15 protein-coding genes and 2 riboswitches are annotated in these 13,955 nt (G+C 52.2%); of the genes, 5 read left to right on the top strand and 10 right to left on the bottom strand.

The features are described 5' to 3' along the window. Positions 1-146 precede the first annotated feature (146 nt). Positions 147-1,043, top strand: a complete 897-nt coding sequence (gene prmA / locus R6H26_RS00850; protein WP_404787504.1) for a 50S ribosomal protein L11 methyltransferase — start codon at positions 147-149, stop codon at positions 1,041-1,043. 53 nt (positions 1,044-1,096) lie between these two features. Then, positions 1,097-1,191, bottom strand: a riboswitch (cyclic di-GMP riboswitch). Positions 1,192-1,483: 292 nt separating this feature from the next. Here prmA and R6H26_RS00845 read toward each other — a convergent pair. From R6H26_RS00845 to petG, 5 genes are all read right to left on the bottom strand, one after another. After that, entirely contained in the window at positions 1,484-1,852 is a 369-nt protein-coding gene (locus R6H26_RS00845) for a tautomerase family protein (RefSeq protein ID WP_404787502.1), read from the bottom strand. Further along, positions 1,853-2,317 (bottom strand): protein tyrosine phosphatase family protein, encoded by a 465-nt coding sequence (locus R6H26_RS00840; protein ID WP_404787500.1) that lies wholly within the window; start codon positions 2,315-2,317, stop codon positions 1,853-1,855. 26 nt (positions 2,318-2,343) lie between these two features. Then, positions 2,344-3,108 carry an ABC transporter ATP-binding protein gene (locus tag R6H26_RS00835; RefSeq protein ID WP_404787499.1) on the bottom strand — a complete coding sequence of 255 codons (765 nt, stop codon included), beginning with the start codon at positions 3,106-3,108 and terminating at the stop codon, positions 2,344-2,346. A gap of 93 nt (positions 3,109-3,201) precedes the next feature. Further along, on the bottom strand, positions 3,202-3,429 hold the full coding sequence (locus tag R6H26_RS00830) for an indolepyruvate ferredoxin oxidoreductase subunit alpha (protein WP_404787497.1): 228 nt from the start codon (positions 3,427-3,429) through the stop codon (positions 3,202-3,204). Positions 3,430-3,587: 158 nt separating this feature from the next. After that, positions 3,588-3,701, bottom strand: coding sequence for a cytochrome b6-f complex subunit V (petG, locus tag R6H26_RS00825; protein ID WP_404787495.1), 114 nt, complete (start codon positions 3,699-3,701; stop codon positions 3,588-3,590). A 286-nt stretch (positions 3,702-3,987) separates the two neighbouring features. Here petG and R6H26_RS00820 point away from each other — a divergent pair, with 286 nt between their 5' ends. Next, entirely contained in the window at positions 3,988-5,445 is a 1,458-nt protein-coding gene (locus tag R6H26_RS00820; protein WP_404787493.1) for a hypothetical protein, read from the top strand. Here the strand turns inward: R6H26_RS00820 and recF are convergent. Next, positions 5,442-6,575 (bottom strand): DNA replication/repair protein RecF, encoded by a 1,134-nt coding sequence (gene recF / locus R6H26_RS00815; protein WP_404787491.1) that lies wholly within the window; start codon positions 6,573-6,575, stop codon positions 5,442-5,444. The two genes, R6H26_RS00820 and recF, sit on opposite strands and share 4 nt — an antisense overlap. A 2-nt stretch (positions 6,576-6,577) precedes the next feature. Then, positions 6,578-7,207: a ribonuclease H-like domain-containing protein gene (locus tag R6H26_RS00810; RefSeq protein WP_404787489.1), complete on the bottom strand. Its 630-nt coding sequence runs from the start codon at positions 7,205-7,207 to the stop codon at positions 6,578-6,580. 114 nt (positions 7,208-7,321) lie between these two features. On the opposite strand from R6H26_RS00810, the gene R6H26_RS00805 reads away from it, so the two are divergent. From R6H26_RS00805 to R6H26_RS00795, 3 genes are all read left to right on the top strand, one after another. Beyond that, complete coding sequence (locus tag R6H26_RS00805; protein WP_404787488.1) at positions 7,322-7,591, top strand: YciI family protein; 270 nt, start codon at positions 7,322-7,324, stop codon at positions 7,589-7,591. 517 nt (positions 7,592-8,108) lie between these two features. Beyond that, positions 8,109-9,593: a hypothetical protein gene (locus R6H26_RS00800; protein WP_404787487.1), complete on the top strand. Its 1,485-nt coding sequence runs from the start codon at positions 8,109-8,111 to the stop codon at positions 9,591-9,593. Then, positions 9,583-10,500 (top strand): hypothetical protein, encoded by a 918-nt coding sequence (locus R6H26_RS00795; protein WP_404787485.1) that lies wholly within the window; start codon positions 9,583-9,585, stop codon positions 10,498-10,500. Before R6H26_RS00800 ends, R6H26_RS00795 begins: the two co-directional genes overlap by 11 nt. A 223-nt stretch (positions 10,501-10,723) precedes the next feature. Here the strand turns inward: R6H26_RS00795 and R6H26_RS00790 are convergent, their stop codons facing one another. From R6H26_RS00790 to R6H26_RS00780, 3 genes are all read right to left on the bottom strand, one after another. Continuing rightward, positions 10,724-11,497 carry an ABC transporter ATP-binding protein gene (locus R6H26_RS00790; RefSeq protein ID WP_404787484.1) on the bottom strand — a complete coding sequence of 258 codons (774 nt, stop codon included), beginning with the start codon at positions 11,495-11,497 and terminating at the stop codon, positions 10,724-10,726. Between the two features lie 76 nt (positions 11,498-11,573). After that, positions 11,574-12,419 carry an ABC transporter permease gene (locus tag R6H26_RS00785; protein ID WP_404787482.1) on the bottom strand — a complete coding sequence of 282 codons (846 nt, stop codon included), beginning with the start codon at positions 12,417-12,419 and terminating at the stop codon, positions 11,574-11,576. 42 nt (positions 12,420-12,461) lie between these two features. Then, complete coding sequence (locus tag R6H26_RS00780; protein ID WP_404787481.1) at positions 12,462-13,511, bottom strand: ABC transporter substrate-binding protein; 1,050 nt, start codon at positions 13,509-13,511, stop codon at positions 12,462-12,464. Between the two features lie 249 nt (positions 13,512-13,760). Next, positions 13,761-13,907, bottom strand: a riboswitch (guanidine-I (ykkC/yxkD leader). Positions 13,908-13,955: the final 48 nt, after the last annotated feature.

The raw sequence follows: 13,955 nt of genomic DNA, 5'->3' as shown, positions 1-13,955 counted from the left end.
CAATGCGGCCACTTCCTACTGTCGCAGGTCTAGAGGATATCCTTGAATTTTACCTGCATAACACGGATGTTTTACTGGGGATATTCCACATTCCGCACCATTAAATTGAACTAAGATGGCTTGCGCTGTGTTATCGAGGATTGTAGATGACGGAAAATTATTGGTGGGCGCTCCAAATTCTCAGCGAACCTGCTTCAGATGAGCTATTGTCTTGGGCGCTTCAGGCACAGGGATGTCAAGGCACCGCAAGTCAGATCGAAGGCGGTCAGCTTAAAATCTGCGGGTATTTTGCCCAAAGTCAGGTTTCCGAAGCGCGCCTAGCGGAAATGGCGCAGTACTTCAAGCAAGTTGCAGCAGACGCGAACCTCAGCCTTTCTGAAGTCAGTTGGAGCGCGATTCGAGAGGAAGACTGGGCGAGTAGCTGGAAAGATTACTGGCACCCCACGGAAGTGGGCGATCGCCTCCTCATCCATCCCGACTGGCTGCCCGTTCCCGCAACCGACCGAATTGTTTTGCGGCTCAATCCCGGCGTTGCGTTTGGCACTGGCGCTCATGCCACGACGCAACTGTGTTTAGTCGCGCTCGAACAGCAATTGGCGCAGCCGAGCGCTCACCCGCCTACCGTTGCCGATATTGGTTGCGGGACTGGAATATTGGCGATCGCCGCCCTCCAGTTGGGAGCAGGTCGAGCCTTTGCGGTCGATACCGACCCCCTCGCCGTTCAGGCCGCGCGGGAATGTCGGGATCTCAATGCCATCGCGCCAGACCGGATGGTCGCGACTGAAGGCAGCATAGAGACGGCGATCGCCCTAGCTCAGGAACCTGTAGACGGCTTTTGCTGCAATATTTTGGCCCACGTCATCATTGAGTTAGTGCCCCAAATGAAAACCTTGACCAAACCCCAAGGGTGGGGAATCCTGAGCGGTATTTTGCAAAGACAGGTGCCGGATGTAGTGGAAGCCCTGACTGCTCGAGGTTGGCAAGTGGTGCAGCGCTGGCAGCAAGAAGATTGGGCCTGTTTGAAAATTGTTCGTTCTGATTGAGGCAAGGTAGCGACCCTCATCGCGATCGCTACCCACATCAAGAAGAAAGTCCCTTCGGTACTAGCAACATCCATACCCATAATGTTTTCTGACTTTAGGCCTGCTAGTTTGCGCCTTGTCCTTTCGGAGCAAGTAGCCATTTCGGGGACTACGTGAGCTGTGCGGGGGGTATGACAGCTCCATCAATATGTCTATCTAAACAGATCCGACCCGAGAACCTACAGGGAGAATTTACGGAACTTTCGAGAATTTAACGCGCGGATCTCTCTGTAAGACTACGGTAATTTTGCGATGGGAAAATTCTCTAAACCCCAGACTTAAAATCGGCGCTTATCTTTAAATTCCTTAAGTTCCTTCTCCTCAAGGCTTTTAGGTTTTTCAGGGTTTCCTGACAAAGAAAAACGTGCGGTGGTCGGGCGTCCCAAGCTCGGCTCGTTTTTTTACAATTCATCTCCCAGCATGCCGCGAACACCCCAATTTGCCTTGGGTGTTTCGAGAAGTGTAATTTCCAAATCTAAAGGAGCAATATCGAAATCGGACTGAAACCGCTCAAACAGCAAGCGAATGAGTCGCTTTTTAGTTTCGACAGTTCGTCCTTCAAACATCGAAATTTCGAGGATCGTGTAGTTCTCTGTGCGATCGTCAGGGTACAGGAAGGTTTCTGGCTCTAAGGTCATAAATCGATGGAATCGCTTATCAGGGGGGACGTTAAGGGTCTCCATTAGGCAAGCATGAACCGTATCCGACATGGACTGAATTTTAGGAAAGAGGCGATCTCGGAGACCGTAGATTTTGACCTGTACCATCATTCACTCAATGCCCCGTTCTAATACTGTCGCGATAAAATTCTGCCAGACCTGATTCGGCGACCACACCGCTTTCAGATCTGCCATCGCCTGCTCAGGGATCCACCCATCTTCAAAGACATGGTAGAGCGCCATAAAACAAGACACTCGAAAATTGGCAGCACAGTGAACCAGAAGGCTTCGATCGTTATAGCGGCGCATCGCAGCTAAAAAATCCTGGAAATTTTTGAGGGTAGGATGCTCCCACTGCACCGGAATATGCAAATAGCTCAACCCCATGGATTGGACTAACCCCTGTTCGTCGGGCAGGGCATAGTCCGCATCTGTTAGTCCTAAATTGATGACCGCCTGAATCCCTTGTGCTGCAATGCGCTGAAACTGCTCCTCGGTGGGTTGCCCGCTGGTGGCAATCTCAGGGGAAATCCGACGGTAATGATAGAGCTCGGTCAGCGGATCGGTTGCGGACATACTCGCCTCCCTTTTCAGGTATCAGTTTAATCTTCAGCTTCGGCAATATGTCCGCCAAGGTAAAGCGCGCCTACTTTGGGGTCGTCGAGCAGTTGCGGACCGGGGCCTTCGTAGCGATCGCGGCCCGAGTCGAGCACGTACCCTCGGTGGGCCATAGATAGGGCTTTGCGGGCGTTCTGCTCGACTAAAATAATGGAAACGCCGTTTTGATTGATCGCCTTAATTTTGGCAAAGATTTCATCGACCAAGATAGGAGAGAGCGCAGCGGAGGGTTCGTCTAAAATCAACAGTTTTGGGTCTAGCATCATGGCGCGGCCCATTGCTAGCATTTGGCGCTCTCCACCAGAAAGGGTTCCAGCCTGCTGCTTGCGTCGCTCTGCCAGCTTGGGAAAGGCATCGTAGATTTTTTGCTTGAGCGGGCCGAGGGGTACCGTCCGCACAAACGCCCCCATCTCTAGATTTTCTTCAACGGTCAAGGATCTAAATACATTCGAAATCTGAGGCACATAGCACATTCCACGCGTCACAATCTCATTGGGCTTGAGCTTGGCAATGCTGCGGCCTTGAAAAACAACCTGGCCGGTATGGGGCGGAACTAACCCGCAGATGCACTTTGCTAGGGTCGATTTGCCCGCACCATTCGGGCCAATGATGGCAACAATTTCGCCGGGGGCAACGTAGAGATTTGTGCCCTGCAAAATATCCAGTCCTGGAACGTATCCAGCAAAAACAGATTCAACGCGCAGCAGCGGCTCAGCGGTAACGGACATCCAGCGATCGCTCGAACTCATGGGGCTAGTCGAGTCTCATCCTATCAGCTTCAATTCGCCTCGCGCAAAAATCAGCGGACGGAAAAGAACCTTCGATCGCCGCGCGGCCTCGCCTTATGCTGGAGTCTTTTGAAGTTCCGGACGCTCTTCGGCCACGATTGCGCCTTCTACGGGGCAAACTTGAAGGCAAATCCCGCAATCAATGCAGGTTGCAAAGTCAATCCAGTACCAGTCAGTTCCCTTTGTATTTTTGCCCGGCCCTTCGTGGATACAGGCTACTGGGCAAGCATCAACGCAATCCGCAACGCCTTCGCAAACATCAGTCACTATCGTATGAGCCATTGCGTTTTTTCCCTCTAATTTTCTGAAGTGCAAACATTGCAGAACAGCCATCTACTATAGCCCGGTCTGCTAACCTAATGCCGCAGGCATGCCGATCGAGAGAGCGAAAAACTCGGGATGCGATCGCCGCTCGAACGGGGCGATCGCGCTCGAAAGACCTACAGCTCTAGCTCGTTTCCACGCTTGTACTGTAGGTAGGCCGCTACGAACAACCCCGCTAGCGTAATGGGAATTAGCCCCAGCACGATTCCAGACAACAATGGCTCTACCACTTTAAAACTCCTTAATGATGGACGATGTCGCGCAAAAATCTAGGTTTTTATGTATCCATCGTACTAAGGAACCGCAACGAACGGAACGTCGAACCTGAATTTTACGATTGGCCCCGCTTCGTCTCCGTTACCGCAACGGAAACGAACGGCGATCGCAGTGCGTCTTCCGTTAGCATAATTAAAACGCAGTATTGCCTAGACCGAGTCCGGTCGTTTAAAAATCCCGGACAGGGATAAAAACAGATTCATGCCACTGTGCCCAACCGTTCTGTGAAAGAGAAAAACAATGCAGTCTACTAGACCTGAAATCCTGAGCGGCGCTTTACGCAACCCAACCGTCATGGCAATGATCGGTTCGGCAGGCATTCACGGGATATTAGTTCTTTTTTCAGTACTCAAACCTGCGGAGAGCCTGCCCGCCCCCTTGCGGATCGTCAATATTGCTCCTGGCGGTAGCGCTGCCGGTCAACCGACAAATGGGGGGCTTCCAATGAACGGCCTCCCCGTCCCCAATGGCCTTCCGCCCATCAATCTCGGAGACGTTCCCGAACTGTCCGCGCTGCCCGATTTGACAAAGCTTCAGAAATCCGCATCCCAGTCCGTTTATCTGGGTTCCAACCCATCTTCCATCGACCTCGGCAAGCTGTCGATCCAGAACCCTCCCCAGCGATCCGTAGCGCCCAATCTCCCCTCGCGAACTTACGATATCCCTAAAAATCTATTGGGTGCCTATCCCCGCAGATTTAACATCAGCGACTACATTGGCCCGAGCGCCTCTGGCAACAAGCCTTTGCCCAACCCGCCAGACTATTCTGGCTATAAAGTGGACCCGAATCCATCCCTGACCCGCGTTAATCCAGGGGTGTCTCCTCCTGCATCCTTTAATACCACGCCCAATGCCACGCCCGATCCCGCGTCCACTCCGATCGCTCCCCCCGAGATACCCCGCGAAACGCCCCGCGAAATCTCTCCCGAAGAGCGCGGGGGGACTAAAACCTGGGCCATTGCGAAAGGGAAAGAACTGGGCCAAGACATTAGCATCCAAACTGGCCCCAGTCTATCGGGCACCTATCCTGCTGAAGCGAACGCAAGCGGAGTGCAAGAGACTTCCGCTCGCGTTGCGGTCTTGTACGGTCCAGACGGTTCTGTTGTAGATGTCCAGACGGTCCGGTCCGCAGACAACCTTCAAATGACCGCCGCCGCGATCGAAACCGCCAAGACTCATTCTATTCAGCCGAACGGCGCTTACCAGATCGTGACGTTTGAAGTAATGCTGCGCCCTGCCGCTCCTCTGAAGGAGACGGTCGCGCCCAATCCAACTGCGACGCCGACCCCCAGCCCCGAATCGGGTTCGTCTGCCAGTCCCAAACCCTCGCCAAGCCCTTCTGCTGCGGGTGATTCCCCTTCAAAAGCCCCGATATCAGGGCAAAAAAGTTCTCCTGTCAAAGATCCGACCCTCGAGCCAAAGCCTTCGCCCGCAGCGTCTGAGATCCTAGTGAAGCCCGCAACGCCGCTATCTAAGGACGAAGTATTGCAGCGCTTCGCGCCAAAAGCCTCAAGCGTCCCAGCACCAAGCCCTTCTCCCGCGCCCAGCGAGGAGCCTTCTGCAAGCATGGAGCCATTGCCAGCTCCAGCGATTGAAGCTTCGCCCAGCGCGCCTCCATCCCCGCAGAGCGCGCCTCCAGCGGTCGAAGCCCAGCCCAGCCCGGATCCCTCGCCAGCCAGCGCTCCTGCATCGCCTTAATGGGGTCCGTCCATGGCCGAGAGGTGCCCCGTTTCGACGGATAAGATTTCAGCCGATTGGAGCCACTTTGCGTCAAACGCGCCCAGATGGGTGGTCGTGATTAGGGTTTGAAAGCGATCTTGGATGGCGTCTAGGAGCTGGTTTTGGCGGTTGAGGTCAAGTTCGGCGAGGACGTCGTCGAGCAGCAGTAGGGGTGGTTCTCCAATGACTTCTTCGATCAGTTGAAGCTCGGCCAGTTTGAGGGCTAAGACTAGGGTGCGCTGTTGGCCCTGGGAACCGTACTGGCGCGCTGGGGTTTGGTTGATGGTGAGATGCACCTCATCCCGGTGGGGGCCTACAAGGGACGCGGCTTGGTGATATTCGGCGATCGCCTTGACTTGCATCTGGTCCAAAAATTCAGGGAAGAGCTGTTCGGGCTGGGCGAGGTCGTGGCGCACGTTGGGGTGATATTCGAGGGCGAGGTGTTCGGTTTTGCCGCTGATGGCCTGATGCCAGGATTGGGCCAGAGGTTCTAATCGCCCTAACATTCGGTGTCGTCGCTGGATCACGCGCGCGCCGAGGGTTGCCAGTTGCTGGTTCCAGAGCAGGAGCTGTTGCGGATCTGAGTGAGGGTTTTCGATGGCGCGCAGTCTTTTGAGAAAGGCGTTGCGCTGTTTGAGAACCTGCTGGTACTGCTGGAGCAGGTGGGCGTAGATGGGTTCGAGCTGCACGAGTACTGCATCCAACCAGTCGCGGCGTTCGGCGGGGCCACCCCGGACCAGATCTAAGTCGAGACAAGAAAATTGGACGGTGTTGATATAGCCTAAAAAATCGAGCTGGCGCTTCACGGCTTCGCTATGGACCGTTGCCGTTCGCCGTCCGGTGGCGTGGAGCGTCAGGCGCAGGTCGACGGAGCCGCTATCTCTCATCAACTGAGCGCCAATCTGACCGACGGATTCGCCGTCTAAAATGAGGTCGCGATCGCGGCTGGTACGATGCGATCGCAGGGTTGACAGCAGCTCCACGGCTTCCAGCAGGTTGGATTTTCCCTGGGCATTGGCCCCTACTAAAATCGTCTTAGGGGCACCCAAGACCACGAACTGGTCTTGATAGTTGCGGAAATTTTGAAGATGGAGCTGCTCTAGGTACACCTTTAGTGCTCGAATACGTTCTCGTAGAGCATCAAATCCAGATCGACAAAGGTCGGCAAGCACTTTAGGCAAGACTGCGCCAATTCCCAGCGGTCCTCGCGCTTGAGCATTTCAATCAAGGTCTGCTGCACCGGAATGAGGTAGCGCACGTCGTTGGCGGCATAGCTGAGCTGCTTTTCGCTCAAGTTTTTGGGATTGCCCCAGTCGGAACTTTGAGCGGATTTATCCAGTTCGATCCCTTCGAGTTCGGCAACCAGTTCCTTCAGCCCGTGGCGGGGGCTGTAGGTGCGGATCAGCTTGCTGGCAATTTTGGTGCAGAAAAAGGGCTGGGTTTGGATGCCCAGATGATGCTTGAGCGTGGCGATATCGAACCGGGCAAAATGAAAAATTTTCTCGACCGATTCCGCTTCAAAAAGCTTTTTGAGATTGGGGGCTTCCGCCTGCCCGCGCTCGATGCGAACGACCGCAATCTGCCCCGCCCCATTGCAAATCTGCACTAGACAAAGGCGATCGCGGTGGGGCAACAAGCCCATCGTCTCGGTATCGACGGCGATGCGATCGGATCGGAGGTACGCCTGGAGCTGGTCGGCGGTTAAGTCGCGATCGCAAACTTGAAAATCCTGTAGAGTCATCGGGAAGCCACGGCACGTCACTCAGGCATTCTACCCGATCCGATGGGGCAGAAGGTCGGACGGCGATCGGTATAATCGGGATGCACTGGGTTGAGTTTTGAGGGAGTCCGAAAGATGGCGAAGTACGTGCTGTGGGGCGAATATTGCGAAGATGTTCTCGAAAAACGCGCCCCCTATCGCCAAGCGCACTTGGACGGACTGGCCGCGCAAAAGGCCGCTGGCACGCTCGTCACCATTGGCCCTACTCAAGACCTGAAGTTAGTCTTTGGGATTTACGAGGCGGAGAATGAGGCGATCGTGCGGGAGCTGGTTGAGGGCGATCCCTATTGGCAAAACGGCATCTGGACGAACTACGAAATTCATCCCTGGATTCAGGCGCTCTAACCTGCATTATTCATGAGGGATAAAAAGAGGAAGAAATTTGAAAGGACTTGAGTGTTAGGAAGGATCTTGGAAGAGCAAGACACGGAAAAGGGCAGAACTTGAAGATTTAGTTCCCCCCTTTGTAAAAACCACGTTCGGCAAGTTGCAGCGTCAATTTTAAAATTATGACTGAAATCCTTGCTGGGAGCGACTGTTGAAATCATGAAGACTTTGCCTGAGATATAGAGCTATTCTCAATAGAGAGTTCTAGTTGAGAATTAGATTCGGGCGAATTGCTGTAATTGTTGACACTTCGTGAAAAATATTTTTGGGAACCTTCAATCTGCTGAATGTAGGATTTAGTGTTTATTAATGGGTTTGTATCGCGAATGTCAATCCTATCCCTTAAGAAAATCTTTTCTTCAAGGTGCATTTTTAAGGCATGAAGTTGACTTTCCCAACGACCAGATGTATGGTGAGAAACCATATGGATTGGGGTAATTTTGCCTAGGGATCCTAATTGTGTGAGGAGTAAATTATGAGGCCGCGCTCACTATCAGGGCAATCACGATTAATTGGACATAACTTTCAAATCAAGTCGATCTTTGGCTTTTTGGTATCAACCATAATTATTTCCAATTTTTCATCGGCTTACGCGCAAACTGAGACAAACCCGACGCTGCTTGATAGTGGCGAAGCGCTTGCGGCTGATGCCAAGCTTTATGCCGAAGCTTATGGTGTGTCGTATGAAGAAGCAGCGAAGCGATTGAGTATTATGTTTGATATCGGTGCCGAAGCCGATGCTGCTGAGTCTGAGGAAGGCGATGATTTTGCGGGAAGCTATTTTGACAATAGCACCACGCAATTCTCGCTGGTTGTGCGCACCAAAAAAGCGAATAAACCGGATCGCATACTCAAAAGAAAAGCGCGCGCAGTCGCCGAGCGCGATCCTGCGGCCAAGGCCAAGCGGCGCGCCGAACGCAAGGCAATGCGAGCAAAATTAAAACTGACTGATAACGAAGTTGAGCAGGCTGAGGATATCCTTGCGCAAGAGGCTCAAGTACCCCTGAAGTTTAAGGGTTCGGCTGCCAATAGTGTGCAGGTGTTACAGGCCGCGATCGATGCGAGCGCGCAAAGCCTTGCTGCCATTCCCGGCTTTCAGAATGTCTTTGTTGATAATAAGACAGGCGAAGTGGTGTTGATGGTCGATGCAAAATCACCCGATGTGGCGTCGGCAGAAGCAGCGAAGTTTCTAAAGGTGCCCTATCGTATCGAATTAGTTCCAGGTGGTTTTGTTAATGTTGCGCTGCGGGGTGGTCAGTTCAGTAGTGTTGCGGCTGGGCGCTGGTGCCTGACTGCCTTTGCCGCAAAGCATAATACGACTGGTAAAACGGGGGTGGTCACTGCCGGACATTGCGTACCACCTAATCCACCTAGTCCTAATCCAATTTCGCTGAACGATGGAGGCACTAACTATGTAATGACCCAGGGAACAACGCTAAATCGCCAACCCGCTGGCGATCTGATGTTTCTCTCGGGAACGCCAACTGCTGTTGCCGAATTTTACTATGATGGCACTGGAGTAGCGCGTTCAGTAACCGGAACCCGAAGTCGAGCGTCAACGGCAGTAGGTAACGGTACGTTGTCAACTGCTGGTACGACTACTGGCTCATTTGTCTGTCACCTTGGTCAGCAGACACCGGGCAGCAGCAATGTTGTGCAAAGTTGTGGTGAAGTCATTTCGACCACAAACAACGGGCTTACCACTCCGTCTACTGGTGGCTCATATGTTGTTGTGCGCAATACCCAGTCTGGTGCAGGGACTGTAACAACAAGTGGTACTGGCACCTTGCTTTGTTTCCGGGGAGACAGTGGCGGCCCATGGTTCTCAGGCACTATCGCTTTTGGAGTTATGTCTGGCTGTGCCTGGCAGAACGGGGTTCAAAATGGAACAACATTATATTCAACGTATACTAGCGTTGACGCATTTCCTTCGATTGGAGTGACGATACTTGTCAAATAAGCTAAAAGTTATCGCTTTATTGCTGCCGGTCTCCTTGCTTTCTGGATACAACGGAGCGACTGGCAGCGGTAATTCGAAGGCCAGTATGCAAAGCAATGGCCCACTCACAAACACAACTAGCATCCCACCCGCCGAGGCGCGTATTCCTTCGCGTTCAGCGGGTAATCTTGTCCGTGTCGCGCGTTGGTCGGCAAATGGCCCTAGCATGCTTGCGGTGAAGAAGGGCGTACTGGCGGTTGTCAATAACTGCCTGGTGATGAGCAACATGGGCGCGCCCCCGACTTTGCTGATCTTTCCCTACCGCACTGGTGTGTGGGACAATGCGAAGCGTAGTCTTTCCTACAATGGCAAAGTCACAAGGATTGGTGAGCCGATCGGGGTTGGCGGCGGCAAAATCAAAACGCTTGATGAGCTAAAGCAAAGCGGGAAATATGAAGTGCCCGATTGCGGCATCACTGATTTTTTTCTGGTCAACGGAACAATTGGCAGCGGTAGCCCGGAGTCCAGCATGCAAAGCAGTAGCCCATCCACAAACACACCTAGCGTCCCAACCGCCAAGGCACATAATCCTTCGCGCTCAACGGGCGATGCCGTGCGCGTTGCCCGTTGGTCGCGAAATCCAAATACGACAAGTCTGCTTGCACCACTGAAGGGCCCGCTCGCTATCGCCAACAATTGCCTTGTAATGAATCATAAGGGTTTCGGTCCCACGCTGCTGATTTTCCCCCATGACAGCGGCGTATGGGATGATGCAAAGCGAACCTTCACTTATGAGGGCAAGGTGATAGGAATAGGCAAGCCTATCGAGGTTGGCGGCAGGTTTATCCCAAACCTTGATTACTTGAAAGCGTATGGAAAATATGATGTTCCCGATTGTGGCATCAATGCTTTGTTTCAGGTCTTTTAACCAAGCGCGGCCCTAAATCTCGTCTTTTTTACATGAACAACCCGTCGCCTGTCAGTCGTCGGTACTGCCCCTTTGTCGCGCGCGTTGTTCATCGGCCAATGCCTGGGTGCCTACGACGAGTGCTACTTTTAGTGCAGTTGGCATTAGTCTTGGGTTCATCAAGCAGGGAAAATAGTCTTTTAATGCTTGCATGGGAGTTAAAGTTTATCGGTAAATTAAGACTTTAGACCGCCGCAAGCGCTTCCTTCCCATGCTGGCGCATCAGATCCATCAACTCATCGCGGTAGTCGTGAAAGGTGGAGTGGCGTTTGACGCTGCTGCTGCGGTTCGGTAGCTTAATGGTCATTTCCTTGCGCACGGTGCCGGGTCGAGCGCCCAAGGCATACACCCGATTGGCTAGAAAGACTGCTTCTTCCACATCGTGAGTGATCATAAAAATGGTGATGTTGGTGCGATGCCACAAATCCAGCATGAATTCATGCATCGACTCTTTAGTGTGAATGTCTAGTGCTCCAAACGGTTCGTCCATCAGCAGCACCTTGGGTTCCGAGGCAAGGGCACGGGCGATCGCCACCCGCTGCTTCATGCCGCCAGAGAGCTGCTTGGGCAACGCTTGGGCAAACTGCGTTAGTCCCACCACGCTCAGGTAATAGCTGGCCTGTTCCCGCCGCACCTTCTTGGGTACCCCCAACAGCTTGAGACCGAACTCCGTATTTTGCTGAACATTCATCCAGGGGTAGAGCGTATAGTGCTGAAACACCATGCCACGATCTGGCCCCGGTCCTGAAATGACCTCCCCATCAATCCTCACCTCCCCAGAAGAAGGCCGATCCAGCCCTGCAATCTGCCGCAGCAGCGTAGACTTCCCGGAACCCGACGCGCCCACCGCGCAGATAAATTCGCCTTGCTCAATATCCATGTTGATGTCCTTTAAGACTACCAACGGGCCATTCTTGGTCGCAAAGTTTTTGTGAAGGGAATTAATTTTTAAGTACACGGGGTGATACCTCTGGAGAAAAAGGGGGCACTATAGGTTAGGGATATCGATCGATCAGGGGACACGGGTTACTAAACTACCGTTTTTGGCTGGCCCACTTACAGGATACGCGCAGTAAATACTGAAACAGCAAATCGAACGAGAGGCCAATTACACCAATTACAATCAGACCCACAAAAATTTCATCCGTTTTCAAAAAGCGGCCCGCAACGCTAATGCGACGGCCTAAGCCCTCTGTGGCGGCAATCAGCTCGGAGACAATGACCAACTGCCAAGCGGCAGCGAGATTGATGCGGCAGGCATCTAAAATCCCAGGCAAAACGTAAGGGAAAATAACTTGAAATAGAGTGGCGATCCGGTTTCCTCCCAAAATGAAGGTGGACTCAATCAGATCTTTGGGTACGAATTTAACCGTATCCATCACCATCAAAGAGTTAAAGAAGAACACTCCGATAAAAATCAGCGTAACTTTGGGTTCTTCTCCAATACCCAGATATAAAATCAACAGCGGAATAAAAGCAGGGGCTGGCATATAGCGCACCAGCCCAAACAGCGGCTCCAATAGCGCGCGGATACTGGCAAAACTGCCCATCAAAACGCCCACTGGAATAGACAGGAGTGCCGCCAATAAAAATCCGACCCCAACTCGCCACAGGCTAGCAACTGTATCTTGCATTAGTTCCCCAGAAAGCCAGAGCCGACCGAAGGCTGCAATCACCTGGCCTGGAGAAGGCAAAAACGTAGGATCGACGTTGCCTAAGGTTGTCACCAACCACCATAGGACAAGCGGAATGCCAATAGAAGCGATGACAAGGGCCGTATTGAGACGAGGCGGAATGTCTTCAGCCAATCGCCAAAACACAGTTGGACGAACGGTTTTAGGTCTCAGATACGACTGAATCGATTCAGGACTTTGGGTCATGATGCTAAATCCCTGTGGGGTAAGGGCAATGGTTAGAAAAGCTTAGGATTTTTTAGCTTTTTGGGCGTAGGCTTTCACAAAGCGATCGTCAAAGATTTTACTGGTGTCTGGGGTTGTCTTCGCTAAACCCACTTCGGTCAGGAATTTGCTCATTTCTTTAGCAGCAAAGGGAAGAGAGGTCATCGTGCTGCCAGGCTGAAACGCTTTGATATTTTCTTCAACCGTAAATATTTTGGTACCGTCTGCATAGGCTTTGTATTCATCAAGACTAACGCCCGCACGCTTGGCCATAATTTCATTGGCTTTAGCAGGGTTGGCCTTAATGTAGTCTAGGGTTTCAAACCAAGAATCGACCGTTGCCTGTACTTTTTCTGGGTTCTCAGTTACAAATTTGCGGGTAAAGACCAGGTGATCTGAAATAGACCCTGGAAAGTCCTTAGAACTGAACAATTCTCTGCTGCCCTTCAGCTTTAGCGCCTGGGTTGTAAAGGGTGCAAACACCGCCACAGCATCCACTTTGCCGCTCACAAAGGCCGCAGCCGCCTTCCCGGTTTCTAAGGGCACAAACTGAATATCTTTGGGGCTTAAGCCTGCTTTCTTCATGCCTTGCAGAAGTAAGAAGTGATCCACCGTCCCCTCTTCAGCGGCAACTTTTTTGCCCTTCAGGTCGGCAACGGATTTAATGCCATCTCGGACAATGATTTTGTCGTTACCCGTGGAGTTGTCGTTCACCAACACCACCACCTGATCCGCTCCTCCTGCAACGGAACTGACTGTATCGCCCAGGGTTTGGCTGTTGGCATCAATTTGTCCGGCGGTGAGGGTGCTGATGGACTCCAGATAGCCATCAAACCATTTCAGCTCGACTGGAACGTTATTTTTTTGAAAAATGCCTGCTTCTTGCGCTACCTGCCAAGGAAACCAACCGGGCCAAGCACTAAACCCCAACCGGACAGCACCCGCTACAGCAGTGGGCGAGGCACCTGTATCGGTGCCAGTTTTCATCTGAGAGGCCGGATTCGAGCAGCCGATCGCGAATGACAGCACGATGCCGAAGAGAACAACATAAGAAAGGGGAGAACGAATTTGCATAAATTTTCTAATGGGGATTCTGATTGAGAACGAGGAAGGGGGAGATTTGGTTTTAGCTTAAAGCGATGAAATTCCCGCGTGGGAAGGCCATATTCACTAATTTGTACCGTTGGCTACACAACACTAACAAACCGTTTTGCATTTATCCAGATTTTTCTCTGAAAAAAATTTTATTGCCCACAGCTATCATCCTGGAACGTTCCAACTTAAAAAAGCCCTAGGAAAGCACTCAGCTCAGTCGGCTGAAACTTCTCCCGGGCTTTTATCCCTCCGTGAAGCTAGACATGGGTAGATTAACCCTGGCAGTATCTAGCTTGCTTCTCTTGGACCAGCATCTTACCAAAAGCTGCATATACGCAGCGCGTTATGAAGACCGGAACCCTAGAAGCGATGGCTTTTAAGACGTAAAGTAACTATCTTGGAGATAGTCTAAAAAACTGACTT

The organism is Altericista sp. CCNU0014, from assembly GCF_044923475.1.
Taxonomy (GTDB): domain Bacteria; phylum Cyanobacteriota; class Cyanobacteriia; order Thermosynechococcales; family Thermosynechococcaceae; genus JAAURS01.
This window is presented reverse-complemented; position numbering and strand designations above follow the sequence as displayed.

Excerpts from the sequence above, each read along its gene's own strand:
- prmA (WP_404787504.1), top strand. The coding sequence starts at position 147 with ATGACGGAAAATTATTGGTGGGCGCTCCAAATTCTCAGCGAACCTGCT.
- R6H26_RS00845 (WP_404787502.1), bottom strand. The coding sequence starts at position 1,852 with ATGATGGTACAGGTCAAAATCTACGGTCTCCGAGATCGCCTCTTTCCT.
- R6H26_RS00840 (WP_404787500.1), bottom strand. The coding sequence starts at position 2,317 with ATGTCCGCAACCGATCCGCTGACCGAGCTCTATCATTACCGTCGGATT.
- R6H26_RS00835 (WP_404787499.1), bottom strand. The coding sequence starts at position 3,108 with ATGAGTTCGAGCGATCGCTGGATGTCCGTTACCGCTGAGCCGCTGCTG.
- R6H26_RS00830 (WP_404787497.1), bottom strand. The coding sequence starts at position 3,429 with ATGGCTCATACGATAGTGACTGATGTTTGCGAAGGCGTTGCGGATTGC.
- R6H26_RS00820 (WP_404787493.1), top strand. The coding sequence starts at position 3,988 with ATGCAGTCTACTAGACCTGAAATCCTGAGCGGCGCTTTACGCAACCCA.
- R6H26_RS00810 (WP_404787489.1), bottom strand. The coding sequence starts at position 7,207 with ATGACTCTACAGGATTTTCAAGTTTGCGATCGCGACTTAACCGCCGAC.
- R6H26_RS00805 (WP_404787488.1), top strand. The coding sequence starts at position 7,322 with ATGGCGAAGTACGTGCTGTGGGGCGAATATTGCGAAGATGTTCTCGAA.
- R6H26_RS00800 (WP_404787487.1), top strand. The coding sequence starts at position 8,109 with ATGAGGCCGCGCTCACTATCAGGGCAATCACGATTAATTGGACATAAC.
- R6H26_RS00785 (WP_404787482.1), bottom strand. The coding sequence starts at position 12,419 with ATGACCCAAAGTCCTGAATCGATTCAGTCGTATCTGAGACCTAAAACC.
- R6H26_RS00780 (WP_404787481.1), bottom strand. The coding sequence starts at position 13,511 with ATGCAAATTCGTTCTCCCCTTTCTTATGTTGTTCTCTTCGGCATCGTG.